Here is an 18,649-nt window from a genome sequence, read left to right as displayed (position 1 = left end):
ACCCAGCCCTCCTCGGGAACGTTGTAGCGCACCGGGTTCTGGACCAGATTGAGCGCGATCCGCTCCAGCAGCACACCATTGCCCTGCACGAAGACCTGCTGGCGCACCCCACGCAGCTCCACACCCTTGGTCTGCGCCTCCGTACGAGCCTGGTCGACGGCCTGCGAGGCGACCTCGGCCAGATCCACCGGCTTCTTGTCCACAACCTTGTTCTCACTGCGGGCCAGCAGCAGCAGACCCTCCACCAACTGCTCACTGCGCTCGTTGGTCGCCAGCAGCGTCTTCCCCAGCTGCGTCAGCTCCGGCGACGCCTCCGGATCGGCGAGCTGGACCTCCAGCAGCGTGCGATTGATCGCCAGAGGCGTCCGGAGCTCGTGCGAGGCATTGGCCACGAAACGCCGCTGCGACTCGAACGCCCGGTCCAGCCGGTCCAGCATCTCGTCGAAAGTGTCGGCCAACTCCTTGAGCTCGTCGTCCGGACCGCCCAGCTCGATCCGGCGATGCAGATCGGAACCGGCCACCCGCTGCGCGGTCCGCGTGATCCGCCCCAACGGCGACAGCACCCGCCCCGCCATCGCATAACCGAAAGCGAAAGCCACGATGGTCAGGCCCACCAGAGCTATCAGGGAGCGGTTCAGAAAGGTGTGCAGCGCCATTGCACGCTGGTTTCGGATGCAGGCGCTGATCGCCGAATTGATCTCGTCGACCGTGCCGGCCGACGGCAGATCAGGACAACCGACAATGCCCACCCTGATGTTGTTACCGAAGACTCTGAACTCCGGGGTGCCCTCCTTGAGGGTGTTGGCCGCCAGAATGTAGATGATCGTCAGCAGCACGATGCCGGCCATCAGAAACATGCCGCCATAAAGCAGCGTGAGCCTTATTCGGATGGTCGACCGCAACCACGGCACCGGACGGTGCTGTGGCCCGGGACTCCAAGTGGGCTTCGGAGGCACGGTCACCGGTGCGGACGGCCGGGAAGAGGTTGCCACGGCAATCAGCCCCGACGGCCCGACGAAGCGGACACAGTGACTGATACCGGGGCGAAGAGTAAGCGCACTACTGATCCTTCCTCAGATGCCTCAAGGCACACGACAGTTGTTGAGCCTCGCCCATCCTGCTCAAAGGAGCCATAAGCCGACAGTAAGCAGCGGATCACTTCCACGCCCGACTGCCGGCCGAAGTGCTCGACCGCGAGAGGCTTGGGGGCACGAAGTAAACGGCGTTTCTGGTTTTGTCAGGGGTTCGGCGGCGGGCGGCGGAGAGCTGGCCGTCGAAGGCGATCTCGAAGGCGTCGAGGGCGGCTTTCCACTGCTGTACCCGGCGTTCGCTTCCCTGTCCGGTGGGTTCCGGGCGCATAACGGCCATACAGGCGCACTTGATCGCTGCCTGCTCGCTCAGATGCGCCTGATGTCGCCGCACTCCCACGATCCGCCTCACGGTCGACCTGCCCTCGGTCGGCGATTGCCAGGGCTACCAGCGCATCCCGCGCAGCCCCCGGACCGCGAGACCCCAAACACCCGCACCCTGGCCGCCGCGACGGCCGAGGAGCCCGGCGAGAAGCCCGTGAGGACCCATCGTGTCGTGAACAACCCCATGAACGGGGTCAAATCGAAGCCCTCAATCGCGCAACCTCGGGACTCACGCGCGCACTCGATCGTCCGGTGGTTCATCTACTGCCCAGTTGTAGCGGTCTGACCTCTCTATCCGGCTATGAGGCACAACGAAACGCCCGTGCAGCGCTTCGGCTGATCCATGGCCTGGGCAAGGCTGGAGCTGCTGAACTCCTTGAGGTCGCTCGTCAGACCCGACTACGTCACGGACCTAGCCACATCGCCGTCCTCGAGGTCCCCGAACTGCTCCTGCCTGTCGCTGAACCACCGCGTCCACGCAGGCGACAGCGGCTCAGTTCCACCGAAGCAATTCCTGTGCTCCGGCATAGCTCTGCCCGCGAGGCAAGGCAGCCACGTCTGGTCGGTGAGGGGCCTGGGCGGGTCGGCGGCTGCGGCCGTCCTCGGCGTTGCCTACGCGGCCGGCAAAGGGGTCACACCTGGAGCCCCACCACCTCGGCCACCCGTGGCCGTTGCGCGCTGAGGAAATCATTTCGTCCGCCCTGGCTGGACTCGCCGTGATCGCCCTGATCACCGGACCGGCCCTGGCGATGGCCGGTAGGCGCCTCATGTCATACAAGGCGCCTACCCCAGCGACCGTCTGAAAGGCCGGGCAGCTTGCGCCAGTGCAGGACTACCCTGCCCGGCTCAACAGTGCGGACACCGCAGGCACTCGTGAGGAATACCTCGACGTCTTCCAGAAGCAACCTCGCGATGGCTCTCTTGGATGCGGGCAGCGCCGTGTTCCACCACCGCACGAGATCCTCGGCTTCGCCGAGGGAGAAGTTCGCCATCCGCTCGGCGTACCGAAGACGCGCTCGGATGTCCTTGAGGTTGGCCGTGATCTCGCGATCTGCGCTCACGAACGCGTCACTGCTGAGCTGACGCTTCCCGTAGAGGGCCGCCGCTTCGCTCCGACGGCCCGCCAAGTCCTCGACGGCCGTCTCCATCTCCTCGGTCTGAGCAGGGGCGGCGGCTTGGGCCTGAGGGTCTGCTTGCGGATGCCGGGCCTGAGAAGTTCAGCCACGATGTACTCGCCGACGTGGTTCTCCAGGAGTTCGGCGCACATGCAGTCCTCACCGCATCCGTCACGGCCGTCCTTGTCCGCGGGGCAGCAGCGGTAGCCGGGGGTCGGCGTTCGCCCGCGCTCCCTGGAGGTGCCGGCGGCAGTGGCCACAGGTGCTCGCACCGTCCACCGGAAGGCAGTCGCAGGGAGGCGCGCCGCGTCGCCCGTCATCGAGATCGCCTACTGGATGTACGGCGAGGCGACGAAGCAGGACAGCGTGCGTACCGTCACGCTCGACGCTCTGAGACGCACGCTGTGGGCCGAGTACCGGGATATCCGGGAACGGAAGCGCCGGCAGTGGCCCGGTGAGGAGAAGGTGTGGGCTGAGAGCAATCAGGTCCGGCCCCACGAGAACGGCGAGCCACTCCACCCCGGCTGGATCAGTCGGCGGTTCAGCCGGCTCGTCGAACAGTCCGGGCTTCCTCCGATCCGACTGCATGACACCCGGCATCTGTCAGCGACACCGGCGCTGCGCGGGAAGGCGGACATCAAGGTCGTCCAAGAGCGGCTGGGGCACAGCTCCCACCAGAACACCTCAGACACCCACACCAGCACGGCCCACCGCACCCCCCGACCACCGAGCCTGATCCCACCAGCACGGTCGTACCCCGCCCGAAGAAGGCCGCCCCCAGCGAGACAAGCCCGACGCCACCGGAGAAGCAAGATGCGGATGCGGCGCCCGAGGCAGACGCGGACACCGAGGGCGATGAGCCGGACGAGGGACTCCGTCCCGCCGCGTGACCCGCGTCCCAACATCGTCCCCACATGCGTGATTGCATGATCGGGATGGGTCGCCAAGATCTTTCCGTGCTCGCCTCTGGCCAGCTAAGGCGCTGGTCAGATCGTTTCTTCATGATCAGGCTGTGGTGGGGCGGGTGGGACTCGAACCCACGGCCGACGGATTATGAGTCCGCTGCTCTAACCGGCTGAGCTACCGCCCCCTCACGGCGCGCCGCGCACAAATGTGCGCGCCGTCTGCCGCAGCATAGCTGCTCATACGATCTCCTGCCCGTGAGGGTCGTCGTCTCGCGACCATGCATGCCCAAGAGGACTTGGGCCACCGGGGGTTCGGTTCCACGGGACAAGAAAAAGGACCCCTTTCGGGGTCCTCGTTCTTCCTGCTCCCCCGACTGGACTCGAACCAGTAACCCTCCGGTTAACAGCCGAATGCTCTGCCAATTGAGCTACAGGGGACCGAGCTCCCCCGACTGGACTCGAACCAGTAACCTGCCGGTTAACAGCCGGCTGCTCTGCCAATTGAGCTACAGGGGATTGCTCTGTGTGCCTCGAATGCGCTGCTGTCCGGGCCTCCGGACGGCGTGCGCTCGCTGCGACACATACATTAGCGCAAGCAGGGGGGTGCTCCGCCAATCGGTATCGCCTCGGGTGGTCTCCGGCCCTGAGCGCGGGCGCGCGGCACTGCCCGGCGGCCCGGTGCGTACCGGTACCGGAGGAGAGCGAGCGGCGCCGACGCGCGGCCTGTGTGGCAGGCGTGAGAGGTGTGGCACCTGTGACCGAGACCGACGAGAGGGAAGGGCGGAGCGATGCGCTACCGGCTCACGTTCATCACGGGACTGGCCATCGGATATGTGCTCGGCACCCGGGCCGGCCGGGAGCGGTACGAGCAGCTGTGCAAGGGCGTCCGGCGGGTCGCGCAGAACCCCGCGGTCCGCAACACCGCGGAGTCGGCCGCGCTGAGCGGGCGGCAGGCCGCGACGAAGGCGTTCGGGACGGTGTCCGCCAAGGTCGGTGACCGGCTGCCGCCCTCGGTCACCGACCGGGTCCGCTCGCTGCGTGAGCAGCGCACTTCCGACGAGGACGACTGGGGCACCAGCAACACCTGAGCCGTGGTCCGCGGCGGGCTGGCCGTCCGGGGGTTCCCCCAGCAAGCCCTGGCGCCTTCCCCGGGCCCGCGATGCGGCATCATCTGGAGCCATGGGGATAGTCGCCGGGTTGGACAGCTCGTCCGAGAGCACACAGATCGTGGTCTGCGATGCGGACACGGGTGCCGTCATCAGACAGGGGTATGCGCCGCACCCCGTCGAGAAGGGGCCCGAGGTCGATCCGCAGGCGTGGCTGATGTCACTCGGTGAGGCCGCGGGCAACGGGCTGCTCGAAGGGGTGCAGGCGATCGGCGTCGCGGCGCAGCAGCACGGTGTGGTGCCGCTGGACGCCGACGGCAATCTCGTCCGGCCCGCCCTGCTCGGCAATGACAAGCGGGCGCAGGGCGCGGCGGCGGACCTGATCGGTTCGCTGGGCGGGCGTACGGCGTGGGCGCAGGCCATCGGGGCAGTGCCGCAGGCGGCGCATCCGGTGACGAAGCTGCGCTGGCTGGCGCGTACCGAGCCGGCGAACGCGGTCCGGATCACGGAGGTCATGCAGCCGCAGGACTGGCTGGCGTGGCAGCTGCTGGGGCGGCCCGCGCGGCGTACGACGGACCGGGGCGGCGCCTCGGCGACCGGTTTCTGGTCGGCGGCGACCGAGTCGTACCGGCCGGATCTGGTGGAGCTGGCGCTGGGGCACCAGGTGCGGCTGCCGGAGGTGCTGGGGCCGGCCGGGACCGCCGGGTTCACACCGGAGGGGCTGCTGATCTCCGCCGGTACGGGCGACACGATGGCGGCCGCCTTCGGGCTGGGGGTCGGGGTGGGCGATGCCGTGGTGTCGCTGGGCGCGTCCGGTTCCGTGTTCGGCATCCACCACGAGGCGCTGGCCGATCCGAGCGGCACGATCACCTCGTTCGCGGACGCGACGGGGCGGCATCTGCCGGTGGTGCACACGAGCAACGCGGTGCGGGTGCTGCGCGGCACCGCGGAGCTGCTCGGGACGGATCTGGCGGGCCTGTCCGAGCTGGCGCTGGCGTCGTCGCCCGGTGCGTACGGCATGGTGATGCTGCCGTATCTGGAGGGCGAGCGGACGCCTCATCTGCCGCACACCGCGGGGTCGTTGCACGGGATGCGGCGGGAGAGCATGAAGCCGGAGCATCTGGCGCGGGCGGCCGTGGAGGGCATGCTGTGCGGGCTCGCGGACGCGCTGGATGTGCTGCGCGGGCGGGGTGTTGCGGTGCGGCGGGTCTTTCTGCTGGGCGCGGCCGCGGAGTTGGGCGCGGTACAGGCGGCGGCACCCGGGCTGTTCGGGGTGCCGGTCGTGGTGCCGCAGCCCGCGGAGTACACGGCGCTGGGTGCGGCGCGACAGGCGGCGTGGGCGCTGGGTGTGGCGCACGGCACGCTCGCCCCGGCCCCGGGGGCGGAGGCCGTCCGGCAGGCGGGCGGCACCCCGTGGGTGGATCCGCCGCAATGGCCGGCCGCGGCCAGTCAGGTCTTCGAGCCGGGTGACGAGCTGCCGGTCGGACTGGCCGTTCGCCAGCAGTTCACGGCGGTCCGTGACGAGAGCCATCCGGGGGCTTTCCAGCAGTGGGAGGAGTGACGGCCCCCGGGCGCGCGGGCACCCGCCCGGCCGGTCCGTACGGGCCCGTACCGGCTGGTACGCACCGGTCGCGCCGGACCCGGCCGGTCCGCGGACGCCGGCCCGCTCCCGGTCAGTCCAGGTAGCCCCTGAGCTGGTCCGCGAAGGCGTGGTCGCGGAGCTTGCCGAGGGTCTTGGACTCGATCTGGCGGATGCGTTCGCGGGTGACGCCGAAGATGCGGCCGATCTCCTCAAGGGTGCGGGGGCGGCCGTCGGCGAGGCCGTAGCGGAGCTGGACGACCTTGCGTTCTCGTTCGCCGAGGGTGGACAGCACGGCGTCCAGATGCTCGCGGAGCAGCAGGAAGGCGGCGGATTCGACGGGTGAGGCGGCGTCGCCGTCCTCGATGAGGTCGCCGAGGGCGACATCGTCCTCCTCGCCGACGGGGGCGTGCAGCGAGACCGGTTCCTGGGCCAGCCGCAGCACCTCGCTGACGCGCTGCTCGGTGAGGTCGAGGTGGGCGGCGACCTCTTCGGGGGTCGGTTCGCTGCCCCGTTCCTGGAGCATCCGGCGCTGGACGCGGATCACGCGGTTGATCAGTTCGACGACGTGGACCGGGACGCGGATGGTCCTGGCCTGGTCGGCGAGGGCGCGGGACATGGCCTGGCGGATCCACCAGGTGGCGTAGGTGGAGAACTTGTAGCCGCGGGCGTAGTCGAACTTCTCGACGGCGCGGATCAGTCCGAGGTTTCCCTCCTGGACGAGGTCGAGCATGGTCAGGCCGCGGCCGACGTACCGCTTGGCGACGGAGACGACCAGGCGCAGGTTGGCCTCGATGAGGCGGCGTTTGGCCATCCGGCCCAGGACCACCAACGTATCGAGGTCCACGGCGAGTTGGGAGGCCAGGTCGGGGGTGCTGCGGAGCTTCTCCTCGGCGAACAGGCCGGCCTCGACGCGGCGGGCCAGCTCGACCTCCTCGACGGCGGTGAGCAGCGGGATACGGCCGATCTCGCGGAGGTACTGGCGGAAGAGATCGGAGGACGGGCCGTTCGGCTCCGGGCGCGGTGGCTCCGGGGCGGTCTCCTCGGCGAGGTGCTCGGCGGCGGGCGCGGCGCCCTGCCGCACCACGGTGACCGGTTCCGCGGCGGCCGTTCGCGGGGCGGTCGGCGCGTCACCGGCCGACGCGTCGGAGAGAGTCTGGATCTGCACGGGGGCGACCTCCAGGGTGATCTCTGCTGAGGCGGCGGAAAGGCCGGGAGTGACCGCGGCCGAGCCGCCGTCCGTCCCGTATGTCGAGAGCGGTTCCGCGGGGGATGCACGGTCCAGGCGACCGGACCCGCCGCGCTCCGAGGACTCAGGCACCGCTTCTCAGTGTGGGGCACGGCACACGCCCGCCACGAGGGGCGTGCGGCCACTTTCTGAGTCCGTTCCGTGACCGGGCGGCTACGGCGGGGTGCCAAGAGCGGGCGACGGGCGTCCGGTTACGGGCCCGGCCGCGCGGGGGCTACAGCGCCGCGTACCCGCGTTCGCGCAGGGACTGGCCGTACTGCTGGAGGACCCAGAGTTCGTTCTGGACGGCGGTGAGGTGCTCGGGGTCGGCGCGCGGGCCGAGGCGCTGGAGGGCGCCGCGGATTTCCGTGACGCGCTGATTGACGGCGGCGAGGCGGACGGCGACGAGCTGGACGCCCGCGTATGCCTCGTCCGGGTCGCGGCGGGTGTGCAGCGGCTCGACTGTCAGCTCGGTGACCATGGCGCGGACCGTGTCGTCGGGGGCGGCCTCGCGCACCCGGGAGACGTACGCGCTGTCGGCGGCGCCGGCCGTGGCGCCGCCCGCGTCCTCGATGCAGCGGCGGACCGTGGCGTAGGGCGGGGCGGTGAACTCGTCGGTGCCGTAGGCGTCGAAGGCCGGGGAGACCAGGTCGGGGCGCTGGAGGGCGAGCTTGAGCAGTTCGCGTTCGACGCGGTGGGCGGGGCTGCGGAGGTTGAGGGCCGGGCCGCGGGGGGTGGGCGCGGGGGGCGCGGCCTCGGCGCCGGGGGCCGGGCCGCGGCGCTGCGGACGCCCCTGGCCGGGCCCGCCGTCGCGGCCGCGCTCGCGGGCCCAGCGGGCGAGCTGGCCGACCCGGCGGACGACGAACTGGGTGTCCAGGATGCCGAGCATGCCGGCCAGTGCGACGGCCGATTCGTGCTGGATGGAGCTGTTCTTGATGTTCGCGACGATCGGCGCCGCTTCGTCGAGGGCGGCGGCCCGGCCGACGGTGGTGTCGAGGTTGTGCCGGGAGACGACATGGCGCAGCGCGAACTCGAAGAGCGGGGTGCGGGACTCGACCAGGTCGGCGACGGCCGCGTCGCCCTTGGCGAGCCGCAGATCGCACGGGTCCATACCGCCGGGGGTGATCGCGATGGAGGTCTCGGCGGCGAACTTCTGGTCGTCCTCGAAGGCGCGCAGGGCGGCCTTCTGGCCGGCGGCGTCGCCGTCGAAGGTGAAGACGACCTCGGAGCCGGAGTTGTCCATCAGGAGCCGGCGGAGGATCTTGATGTGGCCCTCACCGAAGGCCGTACCGCAGGTGGCGATGGCGGTGGTGACGCCGGCCAGGTGGCAGGCCATGACGTCGGTGTAGCCCTCGACGACCACGGCGCGGCTGGTCTTGGCGATCTCCTTCTTGGCGAGGTCGATGCCGTAGAGGACCTGGGACTTGCGGTAGATGGGGGTCTCGGGGGTGTTGAGGTATTTGGGGCCGTTGTCGTCGTCGCGGAGCTTGCGGGCGCCGAAGCCGACGACCTCGCCGGAGATATCGCGGATCGGCCACATCAGCCGGCCGCGGAAGCGGTCGATGGGGCCGCGGCGGCCGTCCTGGGAGAGGCCGGAGAGGATCAGTTCCCGGTCGCTGAAGCCGCGGCCGCGCAGGAAGCGGGTGAGGTGGTCCCAGCCGGCCGGGCTGTAGCCGACACCGAAGTGCTGGGCGGCGCTCTGCTCGAAGCCGCGCTCGGCGAGGAACTTACGGCCGATCTCGGCCTCGGGGCCGTCCAGCTGCTCGGCGTAGAACTGCGCGGCGACCTTGTGGGCCTCCACCAGGCGGGTGCGCTCGCCCTGCTGGCGGCCGGGGGTGTAGCCGCCCTCTTCGTAGCGCAGGGTGATGCCGGCCTGGGAGGCGAGCCGCTCGATGGTCTCGGCGAAGGAGAGGTGGTCGATCTTCATGATGAAGTCGACGGTGTCGCCGCCCTCCTGGCAGCCGAAGCAGTGGTAGAGCCCCTTGGTGGTGCTGACGTGGAAGGACGGGGACTTCTCGTCGTGGAAGGGGCACAGGCCCTTGAGATTGCCGCCGCCGGCGTTGCGGAGCTGGAGGTACTCGGACACGACGGCGTCGATCGGGACCGCGTCCCGCACCGCCTTCACATCGTCATCGTTGATCCTGCCTGCCACGCGTGAAGTCTACGGCCGGGGTCGGACAGTCCCCGCCGCGCGTCCGCCCGCGTCTCCCCCGGTGCCGTCTCCTCGGCTCCGTGGACGCCTCCGTGGGCGCCGCCGGGTACGCCGCCCGCCGAGGTCAGGCCATCAGCTCCAGGAAGCGGTCCAGGCCGATGTTGCCGCCGGAGATGATCACGCCGATCCGGGGCGGTACCGGGTCGACGCGGTGGGCCAGCAGGGCGGCCAGCGCGCTCGCGCCGCTGGGTTCGGCGACGATCTTCAGCCGTTCGAAGGCCGTCCGCATGGCGGCGCGGATCTCGTCGTCGCTGACCACGACGACCGAGTCGAGGAGCCGGCGGTTGACGGCGAAGGTCAGCTCGCCGGGGGCGTCCACGGCCTGGCCGTCGGCGATGGTGTGCGGGACGGGGATGGTGACGCGGTGGCCGGCCGCCAGCGACTGCCGGGTGTCGTCGCCCGCCGCCGGCTCCACGCCGATCATGCGGATACCGGGGACCAGCGCGGTGGCGGCGATCGCCGAGCCCGCCATCAGCCCGCCGCCGCCGACGGGCGTCAGCAGCGCGTCGAGCGGCCCGGTCTCCTCGATCAGCTCCAGGGCGGCGGTGCCCTGCCCGGCGATGATGTGCGGATGGTCGTACGGCGGGATCAGGGCCAGCCCGCGCTCCTCGGCCAGTTGCCGGCCGAGGGCGGCGCGGTCGCCGGTGTACCGGTCGTAGGTGACGATCTCGGCGCCGTATCCGGCGGTGGCGTCGAGCTTGGACCGCGGGGAGTCCTCGGGCATCACGATGACGGCGCTGCTGCCCAGCTCCCGGGCGGCCAGCGCGACGGCCTGCGCGTGGTTGCCCGAGGAGTACGCGACGACCCCGCGGCGCAGCTGCCCGGCCGACAGCCGCGAGACGGCGTTGTAGGCGCCGCGGAACTTGAAGGCGCCGACGCGCTGGAAGTTCTCGCACTTGAGGAAGACCTCGGCGCCCACCAGCGCGTCGACGGTCCGGGAGCGCAGCACCGGCGTCCGGTGTGCCACCCCCGCCAGCCGCCGGGCGGCGTCCCGGACGTCGTCGAGGGTGACGGCCGGGACGTCCGGGTCCGGTCCTGCGGGACCGGTGGGACCGGTGGGGCTGGCAGGACCGGCGGGGCCGGTGGGGCGAGGGCTCATGGCCGCACGCTACGGGAGCAGCGACTCCAGCGGAACCTCCGGATTGGCCAGCGCCTCCGTGTCCAGCGGCTGCCCGGAACGGATCAGCTGCTGGACCGAATCGGCGACGTCCCAGACGTTGACGTTCATCCCGGCGAGCAGCCGGCCCTCGCTGAGCCAGAAGGCGATGAACTCCCGTTTGCCGACGTCACCGCGGCACACCACCTGGTCGTAGGAGCCGGGCGGTGCGTAGCCGGAGTACTCCATGCCGACGTCGTACTGGTCGGAGAAGAAGTACGGGATGCGGTCGTAGCCGATCTCCTGGCCGAGCATGGCGCGCGCGGCGGCCGGGCCGCCGTTGAGGGCGTTGGCCCAGTGCTCGACGCGCAGCCGGGTGTCCAGCAGCGGATGGTCCGCGGCGGCGACGTCGCCTGCGGCGTAGATGTACGGGTCGGAGGTGCGCAGCGCGGCGTCGACGGCGATCCCGCCGCCGGTCTCGGGGCCGGCCAGCGCCAGTCCGGCCTGTTCGGCGAGGGCGGTGCGGGGCGCGGCGCCGATCGCGGCGAGCACGTCGTGGGCGAGGTGCTCCTCACCGTCGTCGGTGCGCACGGCCAGCACCATGCCGTCCTGCCCGATGATCTCGGTGAAGCGGGCGCCGAAATGGAAGCGGACTCCGTGTTCGCGGTGCAGGTCGGCGAAGAGGCCGCCCAGTTCGGGGCCCAGAACGCCGTACAGCGGCGTCTGCGCGGCCTCCACGACGGTCACCTCGGCACCGTACGAGCGGGCCGCGGCGGCGACCTCCAGGCCGATCCAGCCGGCGCCCGCGATGACCAGGTGGCCGTTGTCGCGGCCGAGCGAGGCCAGCACACCGCGCAGCCGCTCGGCGTGCGCGAGGCGGCGCAGATGGTGGACACCGGCCAGGCCGGTACCGGGGATGTCCAGACGGCGCGGTTCGGCACCGGTGGCCAGCAGCAGCTTGTCGTAGGCGATCAGGGTGCCGTCGCCGAGGCGGACGGTCTTCGCCGCGGGGTCCAGGTGGACGGCGGGCTGGCCGAGATGCAGCTCGATCTGGGCCTGGGCGTACCAGGCGGGTTCGTGGACGAAGACGGTGTCGCGCTCCTCCTTGCCGAGCAGGTATCCCTTGGAGAGCGGCGGGCGCTCGTACGGGTGGTCGCGCTCGTCACAGATGAGGATCACCCTGCCGGTGAAGCCCTCGGAGCGGAGGGTCTCGGCGGCCTTTGCGCCGGCCAGGCCACCCCCGACGATGACGAACGTCCGGTGTGCGTCGACCACTTGCTTCCTCCTCGTTGCGGCGCCTGCGTCCGCGTCCGTGAACGTCCTCGGTCCCCCGGTTGTGCCCCGTGTCCCCCGCCCGCTGGTGTGCTCGTGGTCCCCCCGTTCGAAACGGTCGGGTTCGAGCGTCCCGCACGGAGCGTGAGGGCGGAAGGGGGCTTCCCCTCCAGGGTCACCCTGGGTTGTCCCGCGCGTTACCCCGGGGTCGGGTGAGGCGTGCGTGCAGGGAACGGGCCGAGGCGTCGGTGAGGGCCGCGATCTGGTCGATGACGGCCCGCATCCGGGCGGTGTCGTCGGCGGCCGCGTCGAACAGCGAACGGAACTGCGGATCAAGGCCGTCGGGGGCGCGGGTGAGCAGCGCCTCGGCCAGTTCGGCGATCACGATCCGCTGGTCCACCCGGAGCGCCTCCTGGTCCGGCCGCTGCATCACGTACCGGTCGGCGACGGCTTTCAGGACGGCGCATTCCAGCCGTGTTTCGTCCGGAACCACCAGCTCGGCGCCGTAGCGGGTGAGCCGCCCGGTCCCCCACGCGGCCCGGGTCGCGGTCTCGGCGGCCAGGCAGAAACGGCCGATCAGCTGGCTGGTGGCGTCCTTGAGGCGGGCCTGGGCGAGCGCCGAACCGTCGTAGCCGTGCGGCCACCACTCCTGGTCCAGGAGGCGGTCCAGCGCCGCGGCCAGCGCGTCGGGGTCCGCACCGGGCGCGTAGGTCGCAGCGGCGACGGCGAAGATCTCGGCGCGCTCGGCGTCGGCGAGCAGGCAGTTCGGGTCGAGGTGTCCGGCGTGCAGCCCGTCCTCGACGTCGTGCACCGAGTACGCCACGTCGTCGGACCAGTCCATGACCTGCGCCTCGAAGCTGCGCGCGGCGGCGGGCGCGCCCTGCCGCAGCCAGTGGAAGACCGGCAGGTCGTCCTCGTACACCCCGAATTTCGGGGAGGCGGGGTCGGTGGGGTGCCCGCCCCGGGGCCACGGGTACTTGGTCGCGGCGTCGAGGGCGGCGCGGGTGAGGTTGAGGCCGACGCTGACCGCCGAACCGTCCGGGGCGGGGCGGAACCGCTTGGGCTCCAGGCGGGCCAGCAGCCGCAGCGACTGGGCGTTGCCCTCGAAGCCGCCGCAGGCCGCGGCGACTTCGTTGAGCGCCTGCTCTCCGTTGTGCCCGAAGGGCGGGTGGCCGAGGTCGTGCGCGAGACAGGCGGTCTCGACGAGGTCCGGGTCGCAGCCGAGGGCGGCGCCGAGCTCGCGGCCGACCTGGGCGCACTCCAGCGAGTGGGTCAGGCGGGTACGCGGGCTGGCGTCCCAGGCGTGGGTGAGCGTGCCCGGGGTGACGACCTGGGTCTTGCCCGCGAGGCGGCGCAGCGCGGCGGAGTGCAGCACCCGCGCGCGGTCGCGCTGGAAGGCGGTACGCCCCGGCCGCTTGTCGGGCTCGGAGACCCAGCGTTCGGCGTCGGCGGCGGCGTATCCGGGGGTGGTGGGGGCGTAGCCGGGGGCAGCGTCGGGGGGCGCGGAGGCGCCGCCGCCCGTGGCGCCCGCGTCCCGGCCGTGGGTCGGTGGTGTGCCCGTCATACCGCGACGGTAACCGCCCCGGCGGTTCGGGGCCGGATGGGGTACGCGCCGGGAGCAGCCGGCCGGCGGGGGCGGGGCTGGACGGGCCGCGGTAACGGGGCGGCGGTGGCCACCGGGGTGGGTGGCCACCAATGGTGGTGGCCACCGGGTGGAGGCGTACCGCCGCGCGGAACCGGCGGCGGCACGCCGCCACCCGGTGGGACCAGGAGGCGGCGCCAGAGGAGGGGCCGGAGTGGCTGCCGTGGCTAGTGCGCGTCCACTTCCGCGAGGTACTTCGCACGCGTCGCCTCGTCCAGGAAGGCGGCGCGGAAGGAGTTGCGGGCGAGAGTGCGCAGGGTCTCCTCACCGAGGCCGAGCGCATCGCGTACGGCGGTGAAGTTGTCGTCCGCGTAGCCGCCGAAGTAGGCCGGGTCGTCGGAGTTGACGGTGACCAGCAGTCCGGCGTCCAGCATCGCGGGCAGCGGATGGGCGGCGAGGTCGTCGATCACCCGGAGCCGGACGTTCGAGAGCGGGCAGAGCGTCAGCGGCACCTGGTCCGCCGCCAGGCGGGCCACCAGCCGCTCGTCCTCCATGGAGCGCACCCCGTGGTCGATCCGGTCCACGCCGAGGACGTCCAGGGCCTCCCACACGTACGCCGGGGGCCCCTCCTCCCCCGCGTGCGCCACGCACTTGAGCCCGGCCTCCCGCGCCAGCGCGTAGACCTCCTTGAACTTCGACGGCGGGTGCCCGACCTCCGCCGAGTCCAGGCCGACGGCCGTGATCCGGTCGAGGTACGGGCGGGCCGCCTCGAAGGTCTCCAGGGCCGAATCGGCGCTCTCGTCGCGCAGGAAGCACATGATCAGTCGGGTGCTGATGCCGTACGTCTCCTGGGCCCCGTCCAGCGCGCGGGCCAGCCCCCGGATGACCGTACCGATCGGCACACCGCGCGCGGTGTGCGCCTGCGGGTCGAAGAAGATCTCGGCGTGCCGGACGCCCTGCGCCTCGGCGCGGGCGAGGTAGGCGTCCGCCAGGTCGGCGAAGTCGTCCTCGGTGCGCAGCACGGCCATCAGGGCGTAGTAGAGGTTCAGGAAGGACTGGAGGTCGGCGAAGGAGTAGGCCCGGCGCAGCTCGTCCTGGGTGGCGTACGGCAGCTTGACGCCGTTGCGCTCGGCCAGCGCGAACGCCAGTTCGGGCTCCAGAGTGCCCTCGATATGGAGATGCAGCTCCGCCTTGGGCAGCGGGGGCCGGGGAGCGCCGGTGGAGGGCGAGGGAGCGGGGGTGGAAGGCACGCGGGTCACACCTGTTCTGCGGTACGGGTTCTTGCGGTATGGGTTCAGCCGGTCCGGGACCGGCCGGGGCGTCATGGATCCGTGCGGAAGTAGTCGTTCAGGTTAGCGGGGGTGCGGTCGGGCGCCGTGGCGGCACCGGGTCCGGCGGGACGGCGGGCGCGCCGCCAGTCACCGCCCGCGACGGGCGTGCCGGTGGCACGCAGCCGGGCGGCGAGCGGTCCGGCCGCCAGATAGACCCACGCCCGTACGGTCCTGCCGTCCGGACACCCGGCCTCGGTGGCCACCCGCTCGTAGACGCTCCCCGGGTCGCCGGGTGCGCAGCCCTCCAGCCGGTCCAGCGCCGCGCACACCTCGTCGTAGTCGGTGTCGCGCGGCAGGACCAGATCGCCGTACACCACGGCGTCGGCCGGCCCGGCGACGGCGTACGGGTATCCGGGACCGTCGTAGAGCGACACACCACCGATCCGGGCCGGTTCCTCGGTGACGGTCCTGCCGCGCAGCGCCCAGCCGTAGTTGGCCTCGCCGGGGCGCAGCGTGCCGTAGACGAAGAACGGCAGGCGGACGGGGTCGGGCTCGGGGCCGGGACCGGGGCCGGATTGGGGCTCGGGCTCGGTGATCATGGGCGGGGGATCCTTTCCGCGGCCGTTCCGGCTCGCGACTCTTCCTTCCGTACCGTAAAGCTCTGGTCAGTGATGTTCTCTTCCCTCCGCAACCGGGCACCCGCCGTCGGGCGTCGCAGCCGACGAGATCGATCACGGATCCGGAGCGGACAGGACACCGCTGGGGAACGGCTCCGCCGGTACGGATGTACGGATGTGAGGAGCGCAGATGCGAGGGCTGGGACCGCGACCGGTGCCGGGGCCGGGGAGGGGATCCGCCCGGCGGCTGCGGCTGCCCCGGACCCGGCGGGGGTGGCGCCGTACGTACCAGGCCGTCGTGGTGCTGACCGCGCTCGCCCTGGCGCCCGCGACGTGGCTGAACGCCTCGGCGGGGCCGCGCGTCCGTACGGTCGCGGACGTGCCCGCCGCACCGGTCGCCGTCGTCTTCGGCGCGGGCCTGTGGGACGGCGAACCGTCGCCGTATCTGGCCCACCGGCTGGACGCGGCCGCCGAACTGTACGAGCGCGGCACGGTGCGGGCCATCCTGGTCACCGGTGACAACAGCCGCCGCGACTACGACGAACCGGCCGCGATGCGCGGCTATCTGCTGCGCCACGGCATCCCGGCCGGGCGGATCGTCAGCGATCATGCGGGCTTCGACACCTGGGACTCGTGCAGCCGCGCACACCGCGTCTTCGGCGTGGACAAGGCGGTGCTGGTCAGCCAGGGCTTCCACATCCGGCGCGCGCTGTCGCTCTGCGCGGCGGCCGGTATCGAGTCGTACGGGGTCGGGGTCGCCGCCCACCAAGATGTGACCTGGACGTACGGCGGCGTACGGGAGATCTTCGCGGCGGGCAAGGCTACGGCGGAAGCGCTGCTGCGGCCCGATCCGCACTTCCTCGGACCGCGTGAGACGGGGCTGGCGGAGGCACTGCGGTAGCGCCTCCGCCGGACGGAGCTGGGCGCGTACGCGGGGTCTGGCGTACGCGGGACCCGGTGCGGCCCGCCGCCGTCCACGGGTCCGGCGCCGTTCCGTTGCCGGGGCTGGGCCGCTCAGTCGTCGATGGCCTAATAGGCGCAGGTCCAGAAATCGCGGAACAGGGCGGGTGGCGTCGGGGCGGTCAACGCCCGTTGGGTCAGCAGAATCCCGATCAGTCCCTCTGCCGGGTCGATATAGGCGGAGGTGCCCGAGCCGCCGTTCCAGCCGAACCGTCCGGGTACGGCGGCGAGTTCGTCCCGTCTGGTGACGACGTTGACGCCGAACCCTCAGCCGCTGTTGCCGCCGAAGAACACGGCGTTCTCCGCCTTCTGCTCCTCGGTGAGCTGGTCGGTGGTCATCACCTCGACCGCCGGCCTGGACAGGATGCGTTCCCCGCCGTACCGGCCCTTGTTCAGCAGCATCGTGCAGAAGGCCAGCAGATCGTCGGCGGTCGAGACCAGTCCCCCGCCCGCGGAGGGGAAGGCGGGCGGCCGTGCCCACCTGGTACGGCTGGGGTCGTCGATGCGCACGAGTCTTCCCGTCCCGGGGTCGGGCCGGTAGGCGGCGGGCAGCCGGTCCAGCTTGCCGGCGGGGAGATGGAACGCGGTGTCCGCCATACCGAGCGGCTCGAAGAAGCGCTCCTTCAGGAACTCCGCCAACGGCCGCCCGGTGGCGCGGGCCATGAGCACGCCCAGGACGTCGGAGCCGGTGTGGTACATCCACTTCTCCCCCGGCTGGTGGACCAGCGGCAGGTCGCCGAGCCGTGCGAGCCACTCGTCGGGCCCGACCGGTACGGCCTCCGGGCCCGGGGTGAGCCCGGCCTCGTCCATCGCCCGCTGGATCGGGTACGTCCCGGGCGGCGCCAACACCGCACCGAAACCCATCCGGAAGGTCAGCAGATCGCGCAAGGTGATCGGCCGGTGCGCGGGAACCGTGTCGTCAAGTGGCCCGTCGGGCCGCCGCAGGACCTCGCGGTCGGCCAGTTCGGGCAGCAGCTCGTCCACCGGGTCGTCCAGCCGCAGCCGGCACTCCTCCACCAGGATCATCGCCGCGGCGGCCGTGACCGGTTTGGAGACCGAGGCGATACGGAAGATCGCGTCGCCGCGCATCGGCCCGCCGCCGCCCTCGGCCTCGGTCGTGCCGATCGCCGCCACGTGCGCCTCCCCGCGCCGGGCCACCAGGGCGACCAGGCCCGGCACTTCGCCCCGTGCGACATGCCCGGTCAGCACCTCGCGCAGCCGCCCGAGCCGTGCCGTCGACAGACCTGAAGCGTTCATCCCTGCTCCTCCGCGCCGGGCCGTGTGTTCCGTCGCCGACGATAGATCGGGCGGCGCGGAAGCCGTACGGTCCTCGGTGGACCGCGTCGACGTGGCGCGCGCACGCCCGAGTAGGCATCCGGTCTTCCGGCGGTCGTCGGCGAGCGGCGGTCGGTCGACGGACGGCGGCCCGCGGCGGGTCATCGCGCCTGGGACGCACGGGAGTAGAGGTCCAGGGTCTCCGTTCCGAAGTACGGACTGTAGGAAATCCGGTCGCTGCCGGGACCGGGCGGCCCGCCGCCATTGAGGCCGCCGATGACGCCGATGACGCAGCCGGTCCTGGTCCGCTCGTCGAAGCGGGTCAGCCAGGGGCTCCCGGAGGTGCCGCCGTGGAACCCGCCGCATTCCATGCGCAGTTGACGGGTTCCGGGCAGCCGGGTGGTGCGGGTGTCGCAGCGTACGGCCCGGTCCTGCGGGTCGTTGCGGACGGTGGGATAGCCGATGACCGTGACCTGGTTGGTGTAACCGGGCGTGGGGCCGAGGACGTTGCCGCCGGTGACCGCCTCGATCAGGCGGCCGTCCTGGTCCGGCGCGACGGTGGCGAACGCGAAGTCCAGGTCGGCGGCGGCGCCGGTGGTACCGCGGCCGGGATGCGCGAAGGTCTCACCGATCGCCCACACCCCGTACGGCTGGGCGGCCGCCCCGGACGCGTACTGGGGGACGAAGGCGGCGTGCGACCCCGGATTGCAGTGACCGGCGGTGAGGATCAGATTGCGGTGCGGGCTGTGGACGACGCTGGCCGTGCAGTGGTGCGCCCGCGCGTCCCGGCCGACGGAGAACAGCACACCGACGGACGGGATGCCCTCGAAGTGGCGGGCGGTGGAGGCGGGTTGGGGGTTTCCAGCGGGACGGTCGGGGCGGCGCGGGGGCGGGGCGGCGTCGGCCATCCGTCCGGCCGTCCAGTAGGCGGCGGCGTCGTGGGTGGTCCAAGGGGGGTCGGGGTGGGGGGTCTGTCTCTTATACACATCTGACGCTGCCGACGATACTCCTTGTGTAGA

15 protein-coding genes and 3 tRNA genes are annotated in these 18,649 nt (G+C 71.8%); 4 read left to right on the top strand and 14 right to left on the bottom strand.

Annotation, left to right across the window (positions count from 1 at the left end; all coding sequences use genetic code 11):
• Both IH09_RS35080 and IH09_RS35075 read right to left on the bottom strand, forming a co-directional pair.
• Positions 1 to 992, bottom strand: a 992-nt coding sequence (locus IH09_RS35080; RefSeq protein ID WP_052861802.1) for a histidine kinase dimerization/phospho-acceptor domain-containing protein, incomplete at its 3' end; no start/stop codon positions are given.
• A gap of 1,190 nt (positions 993 to 2,182) precedes the next feature.
• Positions 2,183 to 2,560 carry a hypothetical protein gene (locus tag IH09_RS35075; protein WP_052861798.1) on the bottom strand — a complete coding sequence of 126 codons (378 nt, stop codon included), beginning with the start codon at positions 2,558 to 2,560 and terminating at the stop codon, positions 2,183 to 2,185.
• Positions 2,561 to 2,863: 303 nt separating this feature from the next.
• Between IH09_RS35075 and IH09_RS40775 the strand changes: the two genes are divergently transcribed.
• Positions 2,864 to 3,457: a tyrosine-type recombinase/integrase gene (locus IH09_RS40775; protein WP_404827314.1), complete on the top strand. Its 594-nt coding sequence runs from the start codon at positions 2,864 to 2,866 to the stop codon at positions 3,455 to 3,457.
• 83 nt (positions 3,458 to 3,540) lie between these two features.
• Here the strand turns inward: IH09_RS40775 and IH09_RS35070 are convergent.
• The 3 genes from IH09_RS35070 to IH09_RS35060 all read right to left on the bottom strand — a co-directional run bounded on the left by IH09_RS35070 (position 3,541) and on the right by IH09_RS35060 (position 3,948).
• Positions 3,541 to 3,617: transfer RNA gene (locus tag IH09_RS35070), tRNA-Ile, on the bottom strand.
• A 180-nt stretch (positions 3,618 to 3,797) separates the two neighbouring features.
• Positions 3,798 to 3,870 (bottom strand) — tRNA-Asn (locus IH09_RS35065).
• 5 nt (positions 3,871 to 3,875) lie between these two features.
• Positions 3,876 to 3,948 (bottom strand) — tRNA-Asn (locus IH09_RS35060).
• Positions 3,949 to 4,220: 272 nt separating this feature from the next.
• On the opposite strand from IH09_RS35060, the gene IH09_RS35055 reads away from it, so the two are divergent.
• Together IH09_RS35055 and IH09_RS35050 are read left to right on the top strand one after the other, a co-directional pair.
• Positions 4,221 to 4,520, top strand: coding sequence for a hypothetical protein (locus IH09_RS35055; RefSeq protein WP_052861797.1), 300 nt, complete (start codon positions 4,221 to 4,223; stop codon positions 4,518 to 4,520).
• A 91-nt stretch (positions 4,521 to 4,611) separates the two neighbouring features.
• Positions 4,612 to 6,099: an FGGY family carbohydrate kinase gene (locus tag IH09_RS35050; protein WP_052861796.1), complete on the top strand. Its 1,488-nt coding sequence runs from the start codon at positions 4,612 to 4,614 to the stop codon at positions 6,097 to 6,099.
• Positions 6,100 to 6,211: 112 nt separating this feature from the next.
• Here IH09_RS35050 and IH09_RS35045 read toward each other — a convergent pair whose 3' ends face one another.
• From IH09_RS35045 to IH09_RS35015, 7 genes are all read right to left on the bottom strand, one after another.
• A complete protein-coding gene (locus IH09_RS35045) occupies positions 6,212 to 7,402 on the bottom strand; it encodes an RNA polymerase sigma factor (protein WP_205379619.1) in 1,191 nt (396 codons plus the stop codon).
• Between the two features lie 178 nt (positions 7,403 to 7,580).
• The gene (gene dnaG, locus IH09_RS35040; RefSeq protein ID WP_052861794.1) at positions 7,581 to 9,497 is read right to left on the bottom strand and encodes a DNA primase; all 1,917 of its coding nucleotides are present in this window, start codon (positions 9,495 to 9,497) and stop codon (positions 7,581 to 7,583) included.
• 124 nt (positions 9,498 to 9,621) lie between these two features.
• The gene (locus IH09_RS35035) at positions 9,622 to 10,656 is read right to left on the bottom strand and encodes a threo-3-hydroxy-L-aspartate ammonia-lyase (RefSeq protein WP_110952804.1); all 1,035 of its coding nucleotides are present in this window, start codon (positions 10,654 to 10,656) and stop codon (positions 9,622 to 9,624) included.
• Between the two features lie 9 nt (positions 10,657 to 10,665).
• Positions 10,666 to 11,928 carry an FAD-dependent oxidoreductase gene (locus IH09_RS35030; protein WP_052861793.1) on the bottom strand — a complete coding sequence of 421 codons (1,263 nt, stop codon included), beginning with the start codon at positions 11,926 to 11,928 and terminating at the stop codon, positions 10,666 to 10,668.
• Between the two features lie 172 nt (positions 11,929 to 12,100).
• Positions 12,101 to 13,489 (bottom strand): deoxyguanosinetriphosphate triphosphohydrolase, encoded by a 1,389-nt coding sequence (locus IH09_RS35025; protein WP_052861792.1) that lies wholly within the window; start codon positions 13,487 to 13,489, stop codon positions 12,101 to 12,103.
• Between the two features lie 245 nt (positions 13,490 to 13,734).
• On the bottom strand, positions 13,735 to 14,757 hold the full coding sequence (locus tag IH09_RS35020) for an adenosine deaminase (RefSeq protein WP_190233505.1): 1,023 nt from the start codon (positions 14,755 to 14,757) through the stop codon (positions 13,735 to 13,737).
• Between the two features lie 71 nt (positions 14,758 to 14,828).
• The gene (locus tag IH09_RS35015; RefSeq protein WP_110952803.1) at positions 14,829 to 15,377 is read right to left on the bottom strand and encodes a gamma-glutamylcyclotransferase family protein; all 549 of its coding nucleotides are present in this window, start codon (positions 15,375 to 15,377) and stop codon (positions 14,829 to 14,831) included.
• 208 nt (positions 15,378 to 15,585) lie between these two features.
• Here IH09_RS35015 and IH09_RS35010 point away from each other — a divergent pair, with 208 nt between their 5' ends.
• A complete protein-coding gene (locus IH09_RS35010; protein ID WP_052861791.1) occupies positions 15,586 to 16,296 on the top strand; it encodes a SanA/YdcF family protein in 711 nt (236 codons plus the stop codon).
• A 326-nt stretch (positions 16,297 to 16,622) separates the two neighbouring features.
• Here the strand turns inward: IH09_RS35010 and IH09_RS35005 are convergent, their stop codons facing one another.
• Together IH09_RS35005 and IH09_RS35000 are read right to left on the bottom strand one after the other, a co-directional pair.
• Positions 16,623 to 17,612 carry a serine hydrolase domain-containing protein gene (locus tag IH09_RS35005; RefSeq protein WP_318279657.1) on the bottom strand — a complete coding sequence of 330 codons (990 nt, stop codon included), beginning with the start codon at positions 17,610 to 17,612 and terminating at the stop codon, positions 16,623 to 16,625.
• Positions 17,613 to 17,791: 179 nt separating this feature from the next.
• The gene (locus IH09_RS35000; protein ID WP_318279656.1) at positions 17,792 to 18,616 is read right to left on the bottom strand and encodes a trypsin-like serine peptidase; all 825 of its coding nucleotides are present in this window, start codon (positions 18,614 to 18,616) and stop codon (positions 17,792 to 17,794) included.
• Between the last annotated feature and the right edge of the window lie 33 nt (positions 18,617 to 18,649).

The sequence above is a fragment of the Streptomyces celluloflavus genome (assembly GCA_000720995.1).
GTDB lineage: Bacteria > Actinomycetota > Actinomycetes > Streptomycetales > Streptomycetaceae > Streptomyces > Streptomyces celluloflavus.
Note: the sequence above shows the minus strand (reverse complement) of the source record. Positions and strands in the feature narration are given on the sequence as shown.